General features: G+C 59.0%; 13 protein-coding genes. 12 read left to right on the forward strand and 1 reads right to left on the reverse strand.

What is annotated here, in order from left to right; all coding sequences use genetic code 11:
• Nucleotides 1-5 precede the first annotated feature (5 nt).
• The 9 genes from murD (at nt 6) to lpxC (ending at nt 10,516) form a co-directional block, all read left to right on the forward strand.
• Nucleotides 6-1,346 (forward strand): UDP-N-acetylmuramoyl-L-alanine--D-glutamate ligase, encoded by a 1,341-nt coding sequence (gene murD / locus ACJO5Y_RS08210; protein WP_406986012.1) that lies wholly within the window; start codon nt 6-8, stop codon nt 1,344-1,346.
• Nucleotides 1,346-2,545, forward strand: a complete 1,200-nt coding sequence (gene ftsW, locus ACJO5Y_RS08215) for a putative lipid II flippase FtsW (protein WP_406986015.1) — start codon at nt 1,346-1,348, stop codon at nt 2,543-2,545. The genes murD and ftsW overlap by 1 nt, the downstream gene beginning before the upstream one ends.
• Entirely contained in the window at nt 2,538-3,623 is a 1,086-nt protein-coding gene (gene murG, locus ACJO5Y_RS08220) for an undecaprenyldiphospho-muramoylpentapeptide beta-N-acetylglucosaminyltransferase (protein WP_406986016.1), read from the forward strand. The genes ftsW and murG overlap by 8 nt, the downstream gene beginning before the upstream one ends.
• A complete protein-coding gene (gene murC / locus ACJO5Y_RS08225; RefSeq protein ID WP_406986018.1) occupies nt 3,616-5,061 on the forward strand; it encodes a UDP-N-acetylmuramate--L-alanine ligase in 1,446 nt (481 codons plus the stop codon). The genes murG and murC overlap by 8 nt, the downstream gene beginning before the upstream one ends.
• A 10-nt stretch (nt 5,062-5,071) precedes the next feature.
• Nucleotides 5,072-6,028, forward strand: a complete 957-nt coding sequence (locus ACJO5Y_RS08230; RefSeq protein ID WP_406986219.1) for a D-alanine--D-alanine ligase — start codon at nt 5,072-5,074, stop codon at nt 6,026-6,028.
• Nucleotides 6,021-6,860, forward strand: coding sequence for a cell division protein FtsQ/DivIB (locus ACJO5Y_RS08235; protein WP_406986021.1), 840 nt, complete (start codon nt 6,021-6,023; stop codon nt 6,858-6,860). The genes ACJO5Y_RS08230 and ACJO5Y_RS08235 overlap by 8 nt, the downstream gene beginning before the upstream one ends.
• Nucleotides 6,861-6,896: 36 nt before the next feature.
• The gene (gene ftsA, locus ACJO5Y_RS08240; protein ID WP_213479051.1) at nt 6,897-8,132 is read left to right on the forward strand and encodes a cell division protein FtsA; all 1,236 of its coding nucleotides are present in this window, start codon (nt 6,897-6,899) and stop codon (nt 8,130-8,132) included.
• Between the two features lie 96 nt (nt 8,133-8,228).
• The gene (gene ftsZ, locus ACJO5Y_RS08245; protein WP_406986024.1) at nt 8,229-9,386 is read left to right on the forward strand and encodes a cell division protein FtsZ; all 1,158 of its coding nucleotides are present in this window, start codon (nt 8,229-8,231) and stop codon (nt 9,384-9,386) included.
• A gap of 212 nt (nt 9,387-9,598) precedes the next feature.
• Nucleotides 9,599-10,516 carry a UDP-3-O-acyl-N-acetylglucosamine deacetylase gene (gene lpxC / locus ACJO5Y_RS08250; RefSeq protein WP_406986027.1) on the forward strand — a complete coding sequence of 306 codons (918 nt, stop codon included), beginning with the start codon at nt 9,599-9,601 and terminating at the stop codon, nt 10,514-10,516.
• An 11-nt stretch (nt 10,517-10,527) separates the two neighbouring features.
• Here lpxC and ACJO5Y_RS08255 read toward each other — a convergent pair whose 3' ends face one another.
• Nucleotides 10,528-10,974 (reverse strand): DciA family protein, encoded by a 447-nt coding sequence (locus ACJO5Y_RS08255; RefSeq protein WP_406986029.1) that lies wholly within the window; start codon nt 10,972-10,974, stop codon nt 10,528-10,530.
• Between the two features lie 212 nt (nt 10,975-11,186).
• Here ACJO5Y_RS08255 and ACJO5Y_RS08260 point away from each other — a divergent pair, with 212 nt between their 5' ends.
• The 3 genes from ACJO5Y_RS08260 to argJ all read left to right on the forward strand — a co-directional run bounded on the left by ACJO5Y_RS08260 (nt 11,187) and on the right by argJ (nt 16,408).
• Nucleotides 11,187-12,143: a M23 family metallopeptidase gene (locus ACJO5Y_RS08260; protein WP_406986032.1), complete on the forward strand. Its 957-nt coding sequence runs from the start codon at nt 11,187-11,189 to the stop codon at nt 12,141-12,143.
• Nucleotides 12,144-12,337: 194 nt separating this feature from the next.
• Nucleotides 12,338-15,079, forward strand: coding sequence for a preprotein translocase subunit SecA (secA, locus tag ACJO5Y_RS08265; RefSeq protein ID WP_406986035.1), 2,742 nt, complete (start codon nt 12,338-12,340; stop codon nt 15,077-15,079).
• A gap of 111 nt (nt 15,080-15,190) precedes the next feature.
• Entirely contained in the window at nt 15,191-16,408 is a 1,218-nt protein-coding gene (argJ, locus tag ACJO5Y_RS08270; RefSeq protein ID WP_406986037.1) for a bifunctional glutamate N-acetyltransferase/amino-acid acetyltransferase ArgJ, read from the forward strand.
• Nucleotides 16,409-16,411 lie beyond the last annotated feature (3 nt).

The raw sequence follows: 16,411 nt of genomic DNA on the forward strand, positions 1-16,411 counted from the left end.
TCTCTATGAGTGTCATCGTGTCAGATCGTCGCACACTGGTCGTGGGGCTCGGTAAAACCGGGCTTTCCTGCGTGCGCTATCTGTGCGGGCAGGGGCGCGAGATTGCAGTGGCTGACAGTCGTCACAATCCGCCGGGTCTCGACGAGCTGACGTCAGAATGGCCGGACGTGCCGGTACAGACCGGGCCGTTCGATGAGCAGTGGTTTGCCAGCTTCAATGAGCTGGTGGTCAGCCCGGGGGTCAGTGTGGAAACACCCGCCATCCGCAAAGCGGTTGCCGGGGGCGCGAAGATCCGTGGCGATATCGACCTGTTTGCCGAGGCTGCGGATGCTCCCATTGTTGCCATTACCGGCTCCAACGGTAAAACCACGGTCACCACCTTGCTGGGTGAGATGGCCAGGGCGGCGGGGCGCCGGGTCGAAGTGGGCGGTAATATCGGTACCCCGGCGTTGGACCTGTTGGGGCGTCAGGCTGACCTGTATGTGCTGGAACTCTCCAGCTTCCAGCTGGAAACGACCGATGAGTTGAATGCCCTGGCGGCCACGGTACTGAATGTCAGTGACGACCACATGGACCGTTATCCGTCCAAGATGGCCTACTTCCAGGCCAAACAACGTATTTTCCGGGGCTGCCAGAACGCCATTGTGAATCTGGACGATGCCCTGAGCACGCCGATGGCACGGGATAACCTGAGGTTCCTGTGCTTCGGTTTTCACCGGGTGAATCCGGATACGTTCAGTACCCGTGACGATGATGAGGGCACCTGGATCACCTTCGGTTTTGACAACCTGTTGCTGGCGGAAGAGCTCAAACTCCTGGGCCGCCACAATATCAGCAACGTCATGGCGGCGCTGGCGTTGGGGCAAGCGGCTGGTTTGCCCATGGAAACCATGTTGACGGTGGCGCGGGAGTTTCGTGGCCTGCCGCATCGGTGTGAGTTCGTGCGCCGGGTCAACGATGTGGATTACATCAACGATTCCAAGGGCACCAACGTTGGCGCTACGGCCGCGGCTATCGAGAGCCTGGTCCCGGCGGACGGGAAAATCGTTCTGATCGCCGGTGGCGATGGCAAGGGGGCTAACTTTTCGCCACTTGAAGTGCCGGTCACCCTGCATTGCCGCGCCGTCGTGCTGATCGGCCAGGATGCCAACCGCATTGCTGAAAACATTGGAACGGCGGCGGTGATTGCCCATGCGGAGACCATGGCGGACGCGGTTGTCCAGGCGGCAGGCCTGGCTCAGCCAGGGGATCGGGTGTTGTTGTCCCCGGCCTGTGCGAGCTTTGACATGTTCCGCGACTACAACGATCGCGGGGATCAGTTCCGGCAACAAGTGGAGGGGCTGTGATGCAGACTGATTTCACACTCCCGAGCCGGCAGCAGCTGTTCAGTGATCTGCGACCACTGCCACTGCTGATCCTCAGTTCCGTGGCCCTGCTGGTCATGGGGGTGGTCATGATCTCCTCTGCCTCCATGGATATAGCCGCGGAAACCGTCGGCAACAGCTACCACTATGTGATCCGGCAATTGATCTTCGCCGGTATCGGGTGCTTTCTGGCTCTGGTGGCGGTGAATGTCCCCGTATCCTGGTGGGAGCGTAGCGGATGGCTTCTGCTGGGTGTCGGCTTGCTGGTACTGGTGCTGGTGCTCACTCCCATGGGGCGGACCGTCAACGGCTCCACTCGATGGATCCCGTTCGGACTGTTCAATGTCCAGGTGTCGGAAGTGGCCAAACTGTGTCTGATAGCCTACCTGGCCGGGTATGTGGTTCGGCGCCGTGATGAATTACTGAACACCTGGCCAGGCTTTATCAAGCCCCTGGTCGTGTTGGCTGTGGCTTCGATGTTGCTGGTTATTCAGCCGGATTTCGGCGCCACGGTGGTACTGGTGAGCGCGGCCGCCGGCATGATTTTCCTGAGCGGCGTCCGGCTGACCCGGTTTATGCCGCTGATCGGGACCCTGGTGGTTCTTGGCGTGGTGTTGGTGGTAACCCAGCCGTATCGCCTCAAGCGGGTGGTCAGCTATCTCGACCCCTGGAAAGATCAGTTTGACACCGGCTATCAGTTGACCCAGTCACTGATCGCCTTCGGGCGCGGTGAGTGGGCTGGCGTCGGGCTGGGCAACTCGGTGCAGAAGCTGTTCTATCTGCCGGAGGCTCACACGGATTTCATCTTCGCCATCATTGCCGAGGAGTTCGGTTTGATGGGATCGCTGGTTGTACTGGGGCTGTTTACGGTTCTGGTGGTAACGGGCTTCGTGATTGCCCGTCGCGCCGAGTTAGCCAATATGCCATTTGCCGCGTGTTTCTCCTACGGCATTACGCTACTGATTGGCCTGCAGGCCGGAATCAACATGGCGGTGAGTACCGGGTTGTTGCCGACCAAAGGGCTGACCCTGCCGCTGGTCAGTTACGGCGGATCGAGCCTGATGATTACCTGCATCTCCCTGGGCATCCTGGCGCGCGTGGAAATGGAACGCCTGGATCGGGAGCGGCTGGCACGGGAAAAAACCGGAAAGCGGGTCAGGGGAGGCGCAGTGTATGACTGACAAGCGTCGTTTCCTGATGATGGCCGGCGGCACCGGTGGGCATGTGTTCCCGGCACTGGCGACCGCGCGTGCCCTGCAGCAAAAGGGCCACGAGGTGTTCTGGCTCGGCTCCGCAGGTGGTATGGAAGAGCGTCTGATCGACGAAACCGACATTCCGCTGGCGCTGGTTCACGTCTCCGGCCTACGGGGCAAAGGCAAGCTGGCGTTGCTGGCAGCGCCTTTCCGCCTGATGCGCGGTCTAGGCGAAGCCTTCACCGTGATTCGCAGAATCCGGCCCGATTGCGTGGTCGGCATGGGTGGATTCGTGACCGGGCCCGGGGGTGTTGCCGCGTGGCTGAACCGTATCCCGCTGGTGATCCATGAGCAGAATGCCGTGGCGGGTATGACCAACCGTCTACTGGTACGTTTCGCCGAAACCGTTCTGGAAGCGTTCCCGGGCAGCTTCGGTGACAAGGTCGTGACTCGCTGTACCGGTAATCCTGTACGGCAGGATCTGGCGGAACTGGCCGCGCCGGAGCAGCGGATGGCGGAGCGGGAAGGGCCGCTGCGTTTGCTGGTGGTCGGTGGCAGCCTGGGTGCGCAGGTTTTTAACCAGCAGGTGCCCGAGGCCCTGGCGAAACTCCCGCAAGCCGAACGGCCAGTGGTGCGACACCAGTGTGGTGAAAAACATGCGGATGCCGCCCGGGATGCCTATGAGCAAAGTGGGGTTGAGGCGTCCGTGGAACCGTTTATCAAGGATATGGCAGAAGCCTACAGTTGGGCGGATCTGGTGTTGTGTCGCTCCGGCGCCCTGACCGTATCAGAGCTCTGTGTGGCGGGCCTGGGGGCGATCCTGGTGCCTTTCCCCCATGCCGTGGACGATCACCAGACCATGAATGGCCAGCACATGGTAAGCGCTCAGGCGGCGGTCCTTGTTCCGCAGCCGAAGCTGAACCCGCAATCGCTGGCGGAAACGTTACGGGACCTGTCGAACGACCGGTCCCGGGTACTGAACATGGCGAAGGCTGCGCGATCGCTGGCCCGCCCGGATGCAACGGAGAGAGTCGTGAATTACTGTCTGGAGGCCGCCAATGGCTGACGCAACCAACCCGCCGCTGGTCTATCAGGTGCCGGAAATGCGCCGTATTCGTCATATCCATTTTGTGGGTATTGGCGGTGCCGGCATGAGCGGTATTGCCGAGGTTCTCAAGAACCAGGGCTACGACGTGTCGGGTTCTGATATTCGTGAAGGCGCGGTCACCGACCGGCTGAAAGCCATGGGCGTCGAAGTCCACATCGGCCACCGGGAATCGAACAGCGCCAAGGCGGACGTAGTGGTGGTCTCCACCGCCGTATCCGGTGATAACCCGGAAGTGGCAGCGGCCCGCAGCCGGCGGGTGCCGATTGTGCCCCGTGCCGAGATGCTGGCGGAAATCATGCGCTATCGCCATGGCATTGCGGTGGCGGGCACTCACGGTAAAACCACCACCACCAGCCTGATTGCCTCGGTACTGGGCGAAGCCGGCCTGGATCCCACTTTTGTAATCGGTGGCAAGCTGAACAGCGCCGGCACCAACGCCCAATTGGGCGGTTCCCGATATCTGGTGGCGGAGGCGGACGAAAGCGACGCGTCTTTCCTTCACCTGACGCCGGTTATCTCGGTGGTAACGAACATCGAAGCCGATCACATGGACACATACGGTGGTGATGTCGAGCGCCTGAAACAAACTTTCGTCGATTTCCTGCACAACCTGCCGTTCTACGGCATTGCGGTGATGTGTGTGGACGATGGCTACGTGCGGGAGATCATCCCGCGCATCTCCAGGGCGATTATTACCTACGGTATCGACAATCCGGATGCGGATTACCGTGCCGAACAGATCAGCTCCGACGGCTTGCGTACCCACTTCCTGGTACGCCGGCCGGGTGGCCGGGCGGACCTGCAGGTGGAACTGAAGATGCCGGGCCGTCACAACGTACTGAATGCCCTGGCGGCCATTGCGGTAGCCACTGATGAGGGTGTTGATGACGCGGCTATTTGTAGCGGATTGGCCGGATTTGCAGGCGTGGGCCGCCGGTTCCAGGTGTATGGCGACTATCAGACCCCTAACGGCACCATCACGCTGGTGGACGATTACGGTCATCACCCGACCGAAGTGGAAGCGGTAATTCGCGCAGCGCACGATGCCTGGCCCGAGCGTCGTCTGGTGATGCTTTACCAGCCTCACCGTTACACCCGTACCCGGGATCTTTACGAAGATTTCGTACGGGTGCTGTCGGAGGTGGACGGACTGTTGCTGATGGATGTGTATTCCGCTGGCGAGCCCGCGATTCCCGGAGCCGATGGCCGGGCTCTGTGCCGCAGCATCCGTCAGCGCGGGAACGTGGAACCGGTGTTTGTGGAAGACAACAGTGAAATTGAACAGTTGCTCGCCAATACCTTGCGGGACGGGGATCTGCTGATTACCCAGGGTGCCGGGGATATTGGCGGCGTTGCTGCCCGCCTCGCGGCGGCAGGAGTGATTGCCAGTGAGTGATGCAAAGCGCATGGATACACAGGGATATCAGGCGGCGCCGGAAACAGTGCGAGCGCTCGGTCGCGTAGCTGTGTTCATGGGTGGTGATTCCGCGGAGCGGGAAGTGTCCCTGAAAAGCGGGAACGCGGTCCTGGCCGCGCTGCAGTCCGCCGGTGTCGACGCCTACAGCGTTGACGTCAAGGGGTGCCTGTTGCGTACGGTGGACAGCCCGGAGTTTGATCGGGTGTTCATTGCGCTTCATGGCCGTGGCGGTGAAGACGGAACCCTGCAGGCGATTCTGTCTCAGGCCGGTATTCCCTACACCGGCAGCGAAATGCTGGCTTCCGCTCTGGCGATGGACAAGCTGCGTACCAAATACGTGTTCGAGGGTTGCGGTCTGCCGACGCCAAGGTTTCGCGCCATGGGAGCGGTGAGCGAAGTTGACGACATTCTGCGGAGCCTGTCGTTGCCCCTGAGCGTCAAGCCATCCCGTGAGGGATCGAGCATTGGCATTCGCAAGGTGACCAATCGCGACGAACTGGTGGAAGCCTATCAGGAGGCCTGCACGCTGGACTCGCTGGTGCTGGTGGAAGAGTGGGTTGAAGGTCCGGAGTTTACGGTCAGCCTGCTGCAGGACCAGGCGCTGCCGGCCATCGGGTTGAGCACCGATCATGTGTTCTACGACTACGAGGCAAAGTACGAGGCGGACGACACCCGTTACCGCATTCCCTGTGGCCTTGATCCGGAGACTGAACTGGAGTTGCAGCATCTGGCCCTGGACGCCTTCCGGGTCGTTGGCTGTCGCACCTGGGGGCGAGTGGACATCATGCAGGACCGCGATGGCGGTTTCTGGTTGCTGGAAGTCAACACCGTTCCGGGTATGACGGATCACAGCCTGGTACCCATGGCCGCAAGAGCGGCGGGTATCAGCTTTGAAGAACTGGTGGTACGGATTCTCAAGGACACCCTGGAGGACAGCCATGCTTGACAGCCTTCTGATCCGGAGCCGGGCGGTACCGCCCGATCCCCCTCGGCGGCGGGGGGCAACGACCCTGGGGCCAGAGCGGAACCGGTTCGGATTGTTGAAGGCAGTGCTGGCGGCCGTGCCCTGGCTACAGGTTGGTATGGGCGCCGCGATTGTTCTGGCAGCGGCGATGGTGCCCTGGGGGACCAGCCAGGTGCTGAGCGCGATGGATCGCCAGATCATGGGCATTGATGTAACCGGCACCCTGGTGGGCGAGAGTCGCACCGACCTGGAGCGTAAGGCAGGTGACTGGATTGGCAAGAGTTTCTTTGCCACGGATCTGTCCGAAATCAAGAGTGATCTTGAGCAGCGCCCGTGGGTGGAATCGGCAGCGGTTCGGCGAGTCTGGCCGGATAGGCTGGAGGTGGAAATTCGTGAGAAGAAACCGCTGGCTTACTGGAACAAAGATCGTCTGGTGAGTCGTGCCGGCGAACTGTTTTCTCCGGACAATCCGGAAGTGGCTGGCCGGTTACCCAGGCTTGCCGGGCCGGATGAGCGGGTCAAGGACGTGATTCGCATGGCTCGAACCATGAGCGATACCTTGAACGGTCATGGCCTTGGCTTTGCTGGCCTGACTCTGGAACAAAGGGGCGCCTGGACCCTCAGCCTGGCCAACGGCATTGAAGTGGTGCTGGGGCGTGATCTGGTGGAAGAGCGCTTTACGCGTTTCCTTACAGTGTATGAAAACCGGCTGATCTCCCGTGCGGAAGAAGTCAGTCGGGTGGATGCCCGCTACAGCAATGGTGTGGCGGTGAAATGGAAGTCGGAAGCGTCTGGCTCCGGAAAAAAATCATAGCAACGTCAAATTCAGACCTACGGTTTGGTGAAACACATGTCATCGGTTGAAACGGAAAACATGATTGTCGGCCTCGATATCGGAACCTCGAAGGTGGTTGCGATTGTCGGCAAGCGCAAGATGGACGGGACCATTGAGGTGGTGGGCATCGGCTCGCACCCGTCACGGGGGCTGAAGCGTGGTGTGGTGGTGAATATCGAAACCACCGTGCAAGCCATCCAGCGCGCGGTTGAAGAAGCCGAACTCATGGCGGGGTGTCGGATTCACTCGGTGTATGCCGGCATCGCTGGCAGTCACATCAAGAGTCTCAACTCCCACGGCATTGTCGCCATCCGTGACCGGGAAGTGACCCAGGCGGATATCGACCGGGTGATTGACGCCGCTCAGGCGGTGGCCATTCCGGCGGACCAGAAAATCCTGCACATACTGCCGCAGGAGTTCGTCATCGATAGCCAGGAAGGCATCAAGGAGCCCATGGGCATGTCCGGCGTGCGTCTGGAAGCCAAGGTGCATCTGGTGACCTGTGCTGTGAATGCCGCTCAGAACATTGAGAAGTGTGTGAAGCGCTGCGGCCTGGAGGTGGATGACATCATTCTGGAGCAGCTGGCGTCGAGCCACGCCATCCTGACGGAAGACGAAAAAGAGTTGGGCGTGTGTGTGGTTGATATTGGCGGCGGCACCACCGACATCGCCGTGTTCACCGGCGGTGCGATTCGTCACACCGCGGTGATTCCCATCGCCGGCGATCAGGTCACCAATGACATTGCCATGGCCCTGCGCACACCCACGCAGAATGCCGAAGAAATCAAGATCAAGTATGCCTGCGCACTGACCCAGTTGGCCGGTGCGGATGAAACCATCAAGGTGCCCAGTGTCGGAGACCGCGCACCGCGGGACCTGTCCCGTCAGGCCCTGGCGGAAGTGGTTGAGCCCCGCTACGAGGAGCTTTTCACCCTCGTGCAGTCGGAGCTGAGACGGTCCGGATTCGAGGATCTGATTCCCGCAGGCATCGTCATTACAGGCGGTTCCTCCACCATGGAAGGGGTGGTGGAACTGGCCGAAGAGATCTTCCACATGCCGGTAAGGCTGGCCTGTCCGCAGGCGGTCTCCGGTATGACGGAAGTGGTCAACAATCCGATCTACGCCACCGGCGTGGGGTTGTTGATTCATGGTTTCCGCCAGATGGATCTGGGGCGGACGCCGGTGCTCAAGGGTGAAGACGCACCCTCGCTGTTGGAGCGCATGAAAGCCTGGTTCACCGGTCACTTCTGACGGTTCCGGGATAGCAGTAAACGAAGGTATCTCGAAAACACAATCTCGAACAAACAGCCTGGAACAAGGCTGAAAACAGCACGAAGGAGTAGGGGAATGTTTGAACTCGTCGATAATGTCCAGCAAAACGCTGTCATTAAAGTAGTGGGTGTAGGTGGTGGCGGTGGTAACGCCGTACGCCACATGCTTAACAGTGACATTGAAGGTGTGGAGTTCATCTGCGCCAACACCGATGCCCAGGCACTGACCGACCTGGATGCACGCCAGATCATCCAGCTTGGTGGCAACATCACCAAGGGGCTGGGTGCCGGCGCCAATCCGGAGGTAGGGCGTCAGTCCGCTCTGGAGGACCGTGACCGCATTGCCGAGTCGCTGAAAGGTGCCGACATGGTCTTTATTACCGCGGGCATGGGCGGTGGCACCGGTACCGGTGCGGCGCCTGTTGTGGCCGAAGTGGCCCGTGAAATGGGTATCCTGACCGTTGCCGTGGTCACCAAGCCGTTCATGTTTGAGGGCGGCAAGCGCATGAGTGTGGCAGAAGCCGGCCTCAAGGAGCTGGAAGAAACGGTTGACTCACTGATCACCATTCCCAATGAAAAGTTGTTGGCGGTCATGGGCAAGAAAACCAGCCTGCTGGATGCCTTCGGTTCCGCTAACGATGTTCTGCTTGGGGCGGTTCAGGGCATTGCTGACCTGATCACCCGTAACGGTATGATCAACGTCGACTTTGCCGACGTGAAAACGGTGATGTCCGAGATGGGCAACGCCATGATGGGCACCGCTCGTGCCACTGGCGAGAACCGCGCCCGCGAAGCGGCCGAAGCCGCCGTGCGCAGCCCGCTGCTGGAAGATATCAACCTGCAGGGCGCCAAGGGCATTCTGGTCAACATCACCGCGGGCATGGACCTCAACCTGGGCGAGTTCTCCGAGGTTGGCGACATTGTGCGTGAATTCGCATCGGATTCCGCAACCGTGGTTGTCGGCACCGTGATTGATCCGGAGATGACCGATGAACTGAAGGTTACCGTGGTTGCGACTGGCCTCGGCGGTGATCGTGAGAAGCCGACCAAGGTGGTGGATAACACCCGCACCCTGGACGGTAAAACGGATTACAATCAGCTCGATAGGCCTGCAGTGCTGCGTCGGCGTGCGGTTGCCCATGGTAATGTGGCCGTTGACCAGAGCAAAGAGAGCGAAGAGCAGGGAGTCGACTATCTCGATATTCCCGCATTCCTTCGCCGTCAGGCTGATTGATAATCTGTCTCAACTGTGATCCGGAAACGGTTTTCTGGAGTATGTGAGAGCCAATAGCCCGGATTGAACGTGGGCTGATTGCTTTGTGTTGGCTTATTGTAAATTTAAGGCAAAGCCACACTGGTTAAATGGTACTCAGTCTTACTTTCTGATATTCTCCGGGGCAGATTTTTGCCTAGAATATCGCCAATTTGTGACGGAATGATGAACCGATGATCAGACAACGGACACTTAAAAACACTATCCGTGCGACCGGTGTAGGCTTGCATTCAGGGGAGAAGGTCTATTTGACCCTGAAGCCAGCGCCTGTTGATTCAGGGATCATTTTCCGCAGAACGGACCTGGACCCTATGGTCGAGATTCGCGCCTGCGCGGAAAATGTGGGTGAGACCATGCTGTCCACGACGCTGGTAAAAAACGGTGTCCGTGTGGCAACAGTAGAGCATCTGCTGTCGGCCATGGCTGGTCTCGGGATTGATAACTGTTTTGTGGAGCTCAGCGCTGCCGAGGTACCCATTATGGACGGCTCCGCCGGTCCGTTTGTGTTCCTTTTGCAGTCAGCCGGCATTGCCGAGCAGGAAGCCGCCAAGCGGTTTATCCGCATCAAGCGCGAAGTGACCATTGAAGAAGACGACAAGAAGGCTACCTTCCTGCCGTTTGAAGGCTTCAAGGTCAGCTTCGGGATCGACTTTGATCACCCTGTGTTCAAGGGGCGCGCCCAGACCGCGACCGTTGACTTCTCCAGCACGTCGTTCGTGAAGGAAGTCAGCCGCGCACGCACCTTCGGTTTCATGCGTGATATCGAAAAGCTGCGGGCGATGAACCTGGCGCTGGGTGGCAGTGTGGATAATGCCATTGTGGTTGATGACTACAAGATTCTTAACGAAGACGGCCTTCGTTACGATGACGAGTTCGTCAAACACAAGGTGCTGGACGCCATTGGCGACCTGTACCTGCTGGGCAACAGCCTGATTGGCGAGTTCCGCGGCATCAAGTCCGGTCATGACCTGAACAACAAGCTGCTGCGCAAGCTCAGGGCGGAAGAGGATGCCTGGGAAGTGGTGACCTTCGACGACGAGGCCACTGCCCCGATTTCCTATATGAAACCTGTGCTGGCGGCCCAGGCTTAAAGCGGGACGCTTTAATCCCGGACGTGGCTTGCGAGTTTTTCGAGAACCTCGCGTAATTGTTTGTCCTTCGTGTGCCCGGCTTCTTCCTTAAGGAGTCGGGCATTTTCTTTGCTCAGGGGTGCCTTTTCCACTTTGGGTTTTTCGCGGAAACGCGGTGGGGCTACTTTTACCCTCAGCTTCCAGACAAAGCGGAACAGCTCTTCCTTCCTGAGATTTTCCATGATCTCGTGCTGACGGAAGCGGATCTGGCTGGCGGTGCCGCCGGTTTCTGCCGACAGCACTAGCTCTCCTTCCTGGCAGCTGACAAATCGGGTGCCGGTCGCCAGATGGTTCGGTAACGCCGCCAGTACCACTGCCTCAGCTTGCTGATGGAGCTCGGCCTTGCTCATCAGTTCGCGAAGCACGGGGGCCCGGCGGAAGGTTTCCGGGGTCATTTTGGTATCAGAGGTCTTTTTCATGGCCGCAGTTTTTCTCGACGACTCCGGTTACGATTGGTTACACTTCGGCACGGTTTGCGCGCAGTGCCTGTATTACACTCCTTTTACATTGTCTCATGTGTATATGTCCACGGGCGGCTGCGAGTAATTAAATACGTAGTTGTTGCTAAGGATAGCAGGCCCGGCCAGAACGTCTGAGGCGCAACACTACAGGATCAGGTTGCGGCTCTTCTATGAAACCAGAAGACGATATGAATATAATTTTCGTTGGCAAGCACCACGGAAGATCCAGAGTGGTCGCAGTAAATGCCCCGGTTGCCGCCGGTCTGGTGTTGGGGATTCTAGCTTTGCTGGTATTGGTGGGTTGGTCCGGTTACCGGATTGCCGTCAGCCAGGCCGAAGCGGCAAAACCCACACCCTCGGATCTGGTGGTTGAGTGGAAAGCGAAGCTCAGCAACCAGAAATCCGAATTGGCCCAGATTGAGCAGAATGTGCAGCAGCAGATTGATGCGCTGACGCTGCGCCTGGGTGAAATGCAGGGTCGCCTGTTGCGGCTGGACGCACTGGGTCAGCGATTTGTGGAGTCCGGCCTGGTGGCCAGTGACGAGTTTGATTTTGATCAACCGGCAGCCGTGGGTGGCCCGGAAGACGCGGGCCTTTCCGGAGATTCGTTCACAGCCCCGGAACTGACCGCGATGATTGATCAGTTGGCGCGACGCATTGACGACCGTGAGCAGCAGCTTCGCCTGCTGGATCAGGTGGCGTCCCGCAAAAAACTGGAAGACGAGCTGTTTGTCGAGGGACGTCCGATCACCTGGGGGTGGCTGTCGTCCCGTTATGGCTATCGTTCGGACCCCTTTACCGGTAAGCGTACCTGGCATGCCGGGGTGGACCTGGCCGGCAAGGAAGGCAGTGACATTATCGCCGTCGCAGGCGGGGTTGTAACATACGCCGATGAGCGATACGGCTATGGCAACCTGGTGGAAGTGGATCACGGTGATGGCCTGCTGACCCGCTATGCCCATGCCAAGTCCGTTGAGGTCAATGTGGGGGATGTGGTCCAGAAGGGGCAGGTGGTTGCGCTGATGGGCAGCACCGGTCGGTCCACTGGTCCGCACGTTCATTTCGAAGTGATCCGTAACGGCAAATCCGAAAATCCGGAAACCTATATCCAGCGCGCCAGTCGCTGACATCGCCTGCACGGGGGCGGATCCAGCCCCCGCGCCTTTTCCTTTGTAAACCACTCCCGTAATATCAGAGCGTTACCCCGGTCGGGGGCGTATCATGGGCGCAATTCGCGCTGGTGTGAGCCCTGCCTTTTGTACTGTCGGCAAATAAGGGTAGAATGCCGGCTTCCTCCGATTAATCAAAGAAGCAGTGGTCTATGTTCACAAAGCTTGCAACGAAGATGTTCGGCAGTAAAAACGCCAGAGAAATCAAGAGAATGCGCAAGACAGTCATGCGCGTTAATGAACTTGAGGAGCAGTTTGGCAATTTGTCCGATTCCGAGTTGCAAGGTAAGACCGCAGAGTTCCGCCGCCGCCTTCATGACGGTGAAAAGCTCGACGCCATGCTGCCGGAGGCCTTTGCCACGGTCCGCGAGGCCAGTCGCCGGGTGATGGGCATGCGTCACTACGATGTCCAGCTTATTGGTGGCATTACCCTGCACGAAGGCCACATCGCCGAAATGAAGACCGGTGAGGGTAAAACCCTGGTGGCAACGGCTTCTGTATACCTGAACTCGCTGTCCGGCAAGGGCGTGCACCTGGTTACCGTAAACGACTATCTGGCCCGCCGTGATGCCGAGTGGATGGGTAAGCTCTATCGGTTCCTTGGCCTGCAGGTGGGTGTTGTGGTGGCCGGCCAGGCTCCGGAAGAAAAGCGTGCGGCCTACCAGGCGGACATCACCTACGGTACCAACAACGAATTCGGCTTTGATTACCTGCGTGACAACATGGCGTTCAGCACCGAGGACAAGGTCCAGCGCGGTCTGCACTATGCCATTGTGGATGAGGTGGACTCCATCCTTATTGATGAAGCCCGTACCCCGCTGATCATCTCCGGCGCCGCTGAGGACAGTTCCAGGCTTTACCAGGCCATTAACACCCTGATTCCCAATCTGGAAATGGGTGAGGTCAGCGAAGAGGAAGGCGAGCCCAGTGGTGATTTCACCATTGATGAGAAATCCCGCCAGGTGGAACTCACCGAAGGTGGCCACGAAAAAGTCGAAGAACTGCTGCTCGAGCGTGGCCTGCTGAAGGAAGGTGAAAGCCTGTACTCCGCTGCCAACCTGAGCCTGTTGCACCATGTGCACTCGGCCCTGCGCGCCCATCACCTGTTCCAGAAAGACGTTGACTACATTGTTCAGGGCGACCAGGTGGTTATCGTCGACGAGCATACCGGTCGTACCATGCCCGGACGTCGCTGGAGCGAAGGCTTGCATCAGGCGATTGAGGCCAAGGAAGGCGTGCGTATCCAGGCCGAGAGCCAGACCCTGGCCTCCACGACCTTCCAGAACTATTTCCGTCTGTACGACAAGCTGGCGGGCATGACCGGCACCGCCGATACTGAAGCCTTCGAATTCCGCCAGATTTATGGCCTTGATGTGGTGGTGATTCCGCCCAACAAGCCGATTCAGCGTATCGACTACAACGATCTGATTTATCTGACGCAGGAAGAAAAGTTCCACGCGATCATCGATGAGATCAAGGATGTCACGGCGGAAGGCCGCCCCATTCTGGTGGGTACCGCCTCAATCGAAGCGTCCGAGCTGTTGTCCATGCTGCTTAAAAAGGTACGTATCGACCACAAGATCCTCAACGCCAAACAGCACGAAAGTGAAGCACAGATTATTGCCCAGGCCGGCCGGCCGGGCGCGGTGACCATCGCCACCAACATGGCGGGTCGTGGTACCGACATCGTGCTGGGTGGTAACTGGGAATTTGAGGTTGCGGGGCTGGATAACCCGACCGAGGAAGAAGTTGCCCGTCTCAAGGCGGAATGGACTGAACGCCATAACCAGGTGCTGGACGCAGGCGGCCTCCATATCATCGGTACCGAGCGTCATGAGTCTCGCCGGATCGACAACCAGTTGCGTGGCCGTGCCGGCCGCCAGGGTGATCCGGGCTCCTCCCGTTTCTTCCTGTCCCTGGAAGATAATCTCATGCGTATTTTTGCCCCGGATCGGGTCAAGAGCCTGATGCAGGCCATGGGCATGAAGAAAGGTGAGGCGATTGAGCACCGGATGGTGACCAACGCCATTGAAAAATCCCAGCGCAAGGTGGAAGGCCGCAACTTTGATATGCGGAAAACCCTGCTGGAGTATGATGACGTTGCCAATGACCAGCGTACGGTCATTTACGAGCAGCGCAACGAAGTCATGTCCTCGGAAGACATTTCCGAAATGATTAACACCATTCGCGAGGACGTCGTGGATGCGTTGATCAGCGAATACATTCCGCCGCAGAGCATGCCCGAGCAATGGGATGTGGCGGGTCTTGAGTCCCAGCTGCAGTCTGAAATGGCCATCGACCTGCCGATTCAGAAGTGGCTGGACGAAGACAGCAAGCTGTATGAGGAGAGCCTGCGCCAGAAGGTTCTGGATGCCATCGTAGGTGAGTATAAAGCCAAGGAAGAGGTTGCCGGCTCCGAGTCCATGCGCAAGTTCGAGAAGCAGGTCTTCCTGCAGGTGCTGGATACGCTCTGGAAAGAGCATCTTTCGAACATGGATCACTTGCGTCGCGGTATTCACCTGCGTGGCTATGCCCAGAAGAACCCGAAGCAGGAATACAAGCGTGAGGCCTTCAACCTGTTCGAGACCATGCTTGAAACCATGAAGCGGGATGTCACCCGCGTGCTCTGCCACGTACGTGTCCAGAGCCGGGAAGAGATGGAAGAGGTTGAACGTCGTCGCAAGCAGGAACTGGAGCAGGAGCTGGCGAGAGCCAAGCTGCAGCATGAGGAAACCAGTGCCACAGCGCAGAAGCAGAACGAAGACGAACAGGATCGTAACCAGCAGGGGGCACCGGAAACCTTCGTTCGACAGGAGCGCAAGGTGGGGCGAAACGAGCCTTGTCCCTGCGGGTCCGGCAAGAAGTACAAGCAGTGTTGCGGCAAGGTCAGCTAACCTAACCTCCGTAATATCGCGATGAACCCGACGACCCGCAACCTGGTAGCGCCAGGCTGCGGGTTTTTCGTTGTACAGTCACGTATTTTGAACAGTTGAAGGAGACGCAGCATGGCGGTAGGTCCCGGTACCTTGCCCGAATTTTTCCCGATTCCGGGTGTCAGGCTCGGCATTGGCAGTGCAGGCATCAAGAAGCCGGGGCGCAAGGACCTGGTGGTCTTTGAGCTGGCTCAGGGAAGCCGCGTGGCTGGCCTGTTTACCCGAAACCAGTTCTGTGCCGCTCCGGTGACCGTGAGTCGCCAACATCTGGCCCAGAGCGCGCCGCGATATCTGCTGATCAACACCGGAAATGCCAACGCCGGCACCGGTGAGCGGGGCATGAGCGATGCGCTGGCCTGCTGCCAGGCATTGGCGGATGCGGCCGGAGTGGATGCCTCGGAGGTGCTGCCGTTCTCCACCGGCGTGATCGGAGAGCCGCTGCCGGTGGAGAAGATCGTCTCCGCCTTGCCCGCCACCGTGGGCGATGCCGCTGAGAACCACTGGGCGGAGGCAGCCTCCGGAATCATGACCACCGACACACGCCCCAAGGGGGCGTCCTGCCAGGTGGATCTGGATGGTCATACCGTATCGATCTCCGGTATCAGCAAAGGCGCCGGCATGATTCGTCCCAATATGGCCACCATGCTGGGTTTTATTGCCACCGACGCGAGGATTGCGCCGGATGTGCTGGCGACACTGTCTTCCGAGCTGGGGGAGGTATCCTTCAACCGCATCACCATCGATGGCGACACCTCCACTAATGATGCCTGTATGCTGATTGCCAGTGGCCAATACAGTGGTCCGGAAATTACATCAGACAGCCCGCTGCTGCCCAAGCTGCGCGAGGCGTTGCAGCAGGTGTATCTGGATCTGGCCCACGCCATTGTGCGTGACGGCGAAGGCGCCACCAAGTTCGTTACCATCGAAGTCAGTCAGGCGGCAAGTCAGCAGGAGGCCCTGGACGTTGCCTACACCGTTGCCCACTCGCCGCTGGTCAAGACCGCGCTGTTTGCCTCCGACCCCAACTGGGGGCGGATTCTTGCGGCGGTTGGTCGCGCCGGAGTAGCGGGGCTGGATCTCAACGCTCTGGAAATCTACCTCGGTGACGTCTGTCTCGTTCGCAATGGGGGGCGCGCAGACGATTATTCCGAAGAGCGCGGGCAGGCAGTGATGGACCGTGAGGACATCACCATCGCTATCGACCTCAAGCGGGGAACGGTCATGGAGCGGGTCTGGACCTGCGACTTCTCCCACGATTACGTCACCATCAACGCCGAATACCGTACCTGAACC

Origin of the sequence: Marinobacter alkalisoli (assembly GCF_045449855.1) — a bacterium.
GTDB lineage: Bacteria > Pseudomonadota > Gammaproteobacteria > Pseudomonadales > Oleiphilaceae > Marinobacter.

Excerpts from the sequence above, each read along its gene's own strand:
- murD (WP_406986012.1), top strand. The coding sequence starts at position 6 with ATGAGTGTCATCGTGTCAGATCGTCGCACACTGGTCGTGGGGCTCGGT.
- ftsW (WP_406986015.1), top strand. The coding sequence starts at position 1,346 with ATGCAGACTGATTTCACACTCCCGAGCCGGCAGCAGCTGTTCAGTGAT.
- murG (WP_406986016.1), top strand. The coding sequence starts at position 2,538 with ATGACTGACAAGCGTCGTTTCCTGATGATGGCCGGCGGCACCGGTGGG.
- murC (WP_406986018.1), top strand. The coding sequence starts at position 3,616 with ATGGCTGACGCAACCAACCCGCCGCTGGTCTATCAGGTGCCGGAAATG.
- ACJO5Y_RS08230 (WP_406986219.1), top strand. The coding sequence starts at position 5,072 with ATGGATACACAGGGATATCAGGCGGCGCCGGAAACAGTGCGAGCGCTC.
- ACJO5Y_RS08235 (WP_406986021.1), top strand. The coding sequence starts at position 6,021 with ATGCTTGACAGCCTTCTGATCCGGAGCCGGGCGGTACCGCCCGATCCC.
- ftsA (WP_213479051.1), top strand. The coding sequence starts at position 6,897 with ATGTCATCGGTTGAAACGGAAAACATGATTGTCGGCCTCGATATCGGA.
- ftsZ (WP_406986024.1), top strand. The coding sequence starts at position 8,229 with ATGTTTGAACTCGTCGATAATGTCCAGCAAAACGCTGTCATTAAAGTA.
- lpxC (WP_406986027.1), top strand. The coding sequence starts at position 9,599 with ATGATCAGACAACGGACACTTAAAAACACTATCCGTGCGACCGGTGTA.
- ACJO5Y_RS08255 (WP_406986029.1), bottom strand. The coding sequence starts at position 10,974 with ATGAAAAAGACCTCTGATACCAAAATGACCCCGGAAACCTTCCGCCGG.
- ACJO5Y_RS08260 (WP_406986032.1), top strand. The coding sequence starts at position 11,187 with ATGAAACCAGAAGACGATATGAATATAATTTTCGTTGGCAAGCACCAC.
- secA (WP_406986035.1), top strand. The coding sequence starts at position 12,338 with ATGTTCACAAAGCTTGCAACGAAGATGTTCGGCAGTAAAAACGCCAGA.
- argJ (WP_406986037.1), top strand. The coding sequence starts at position 15,191 with ATGGCGGTAGGTCCCGGTACCTTGCCCGAATTTTTCCCGATTCCGGGT.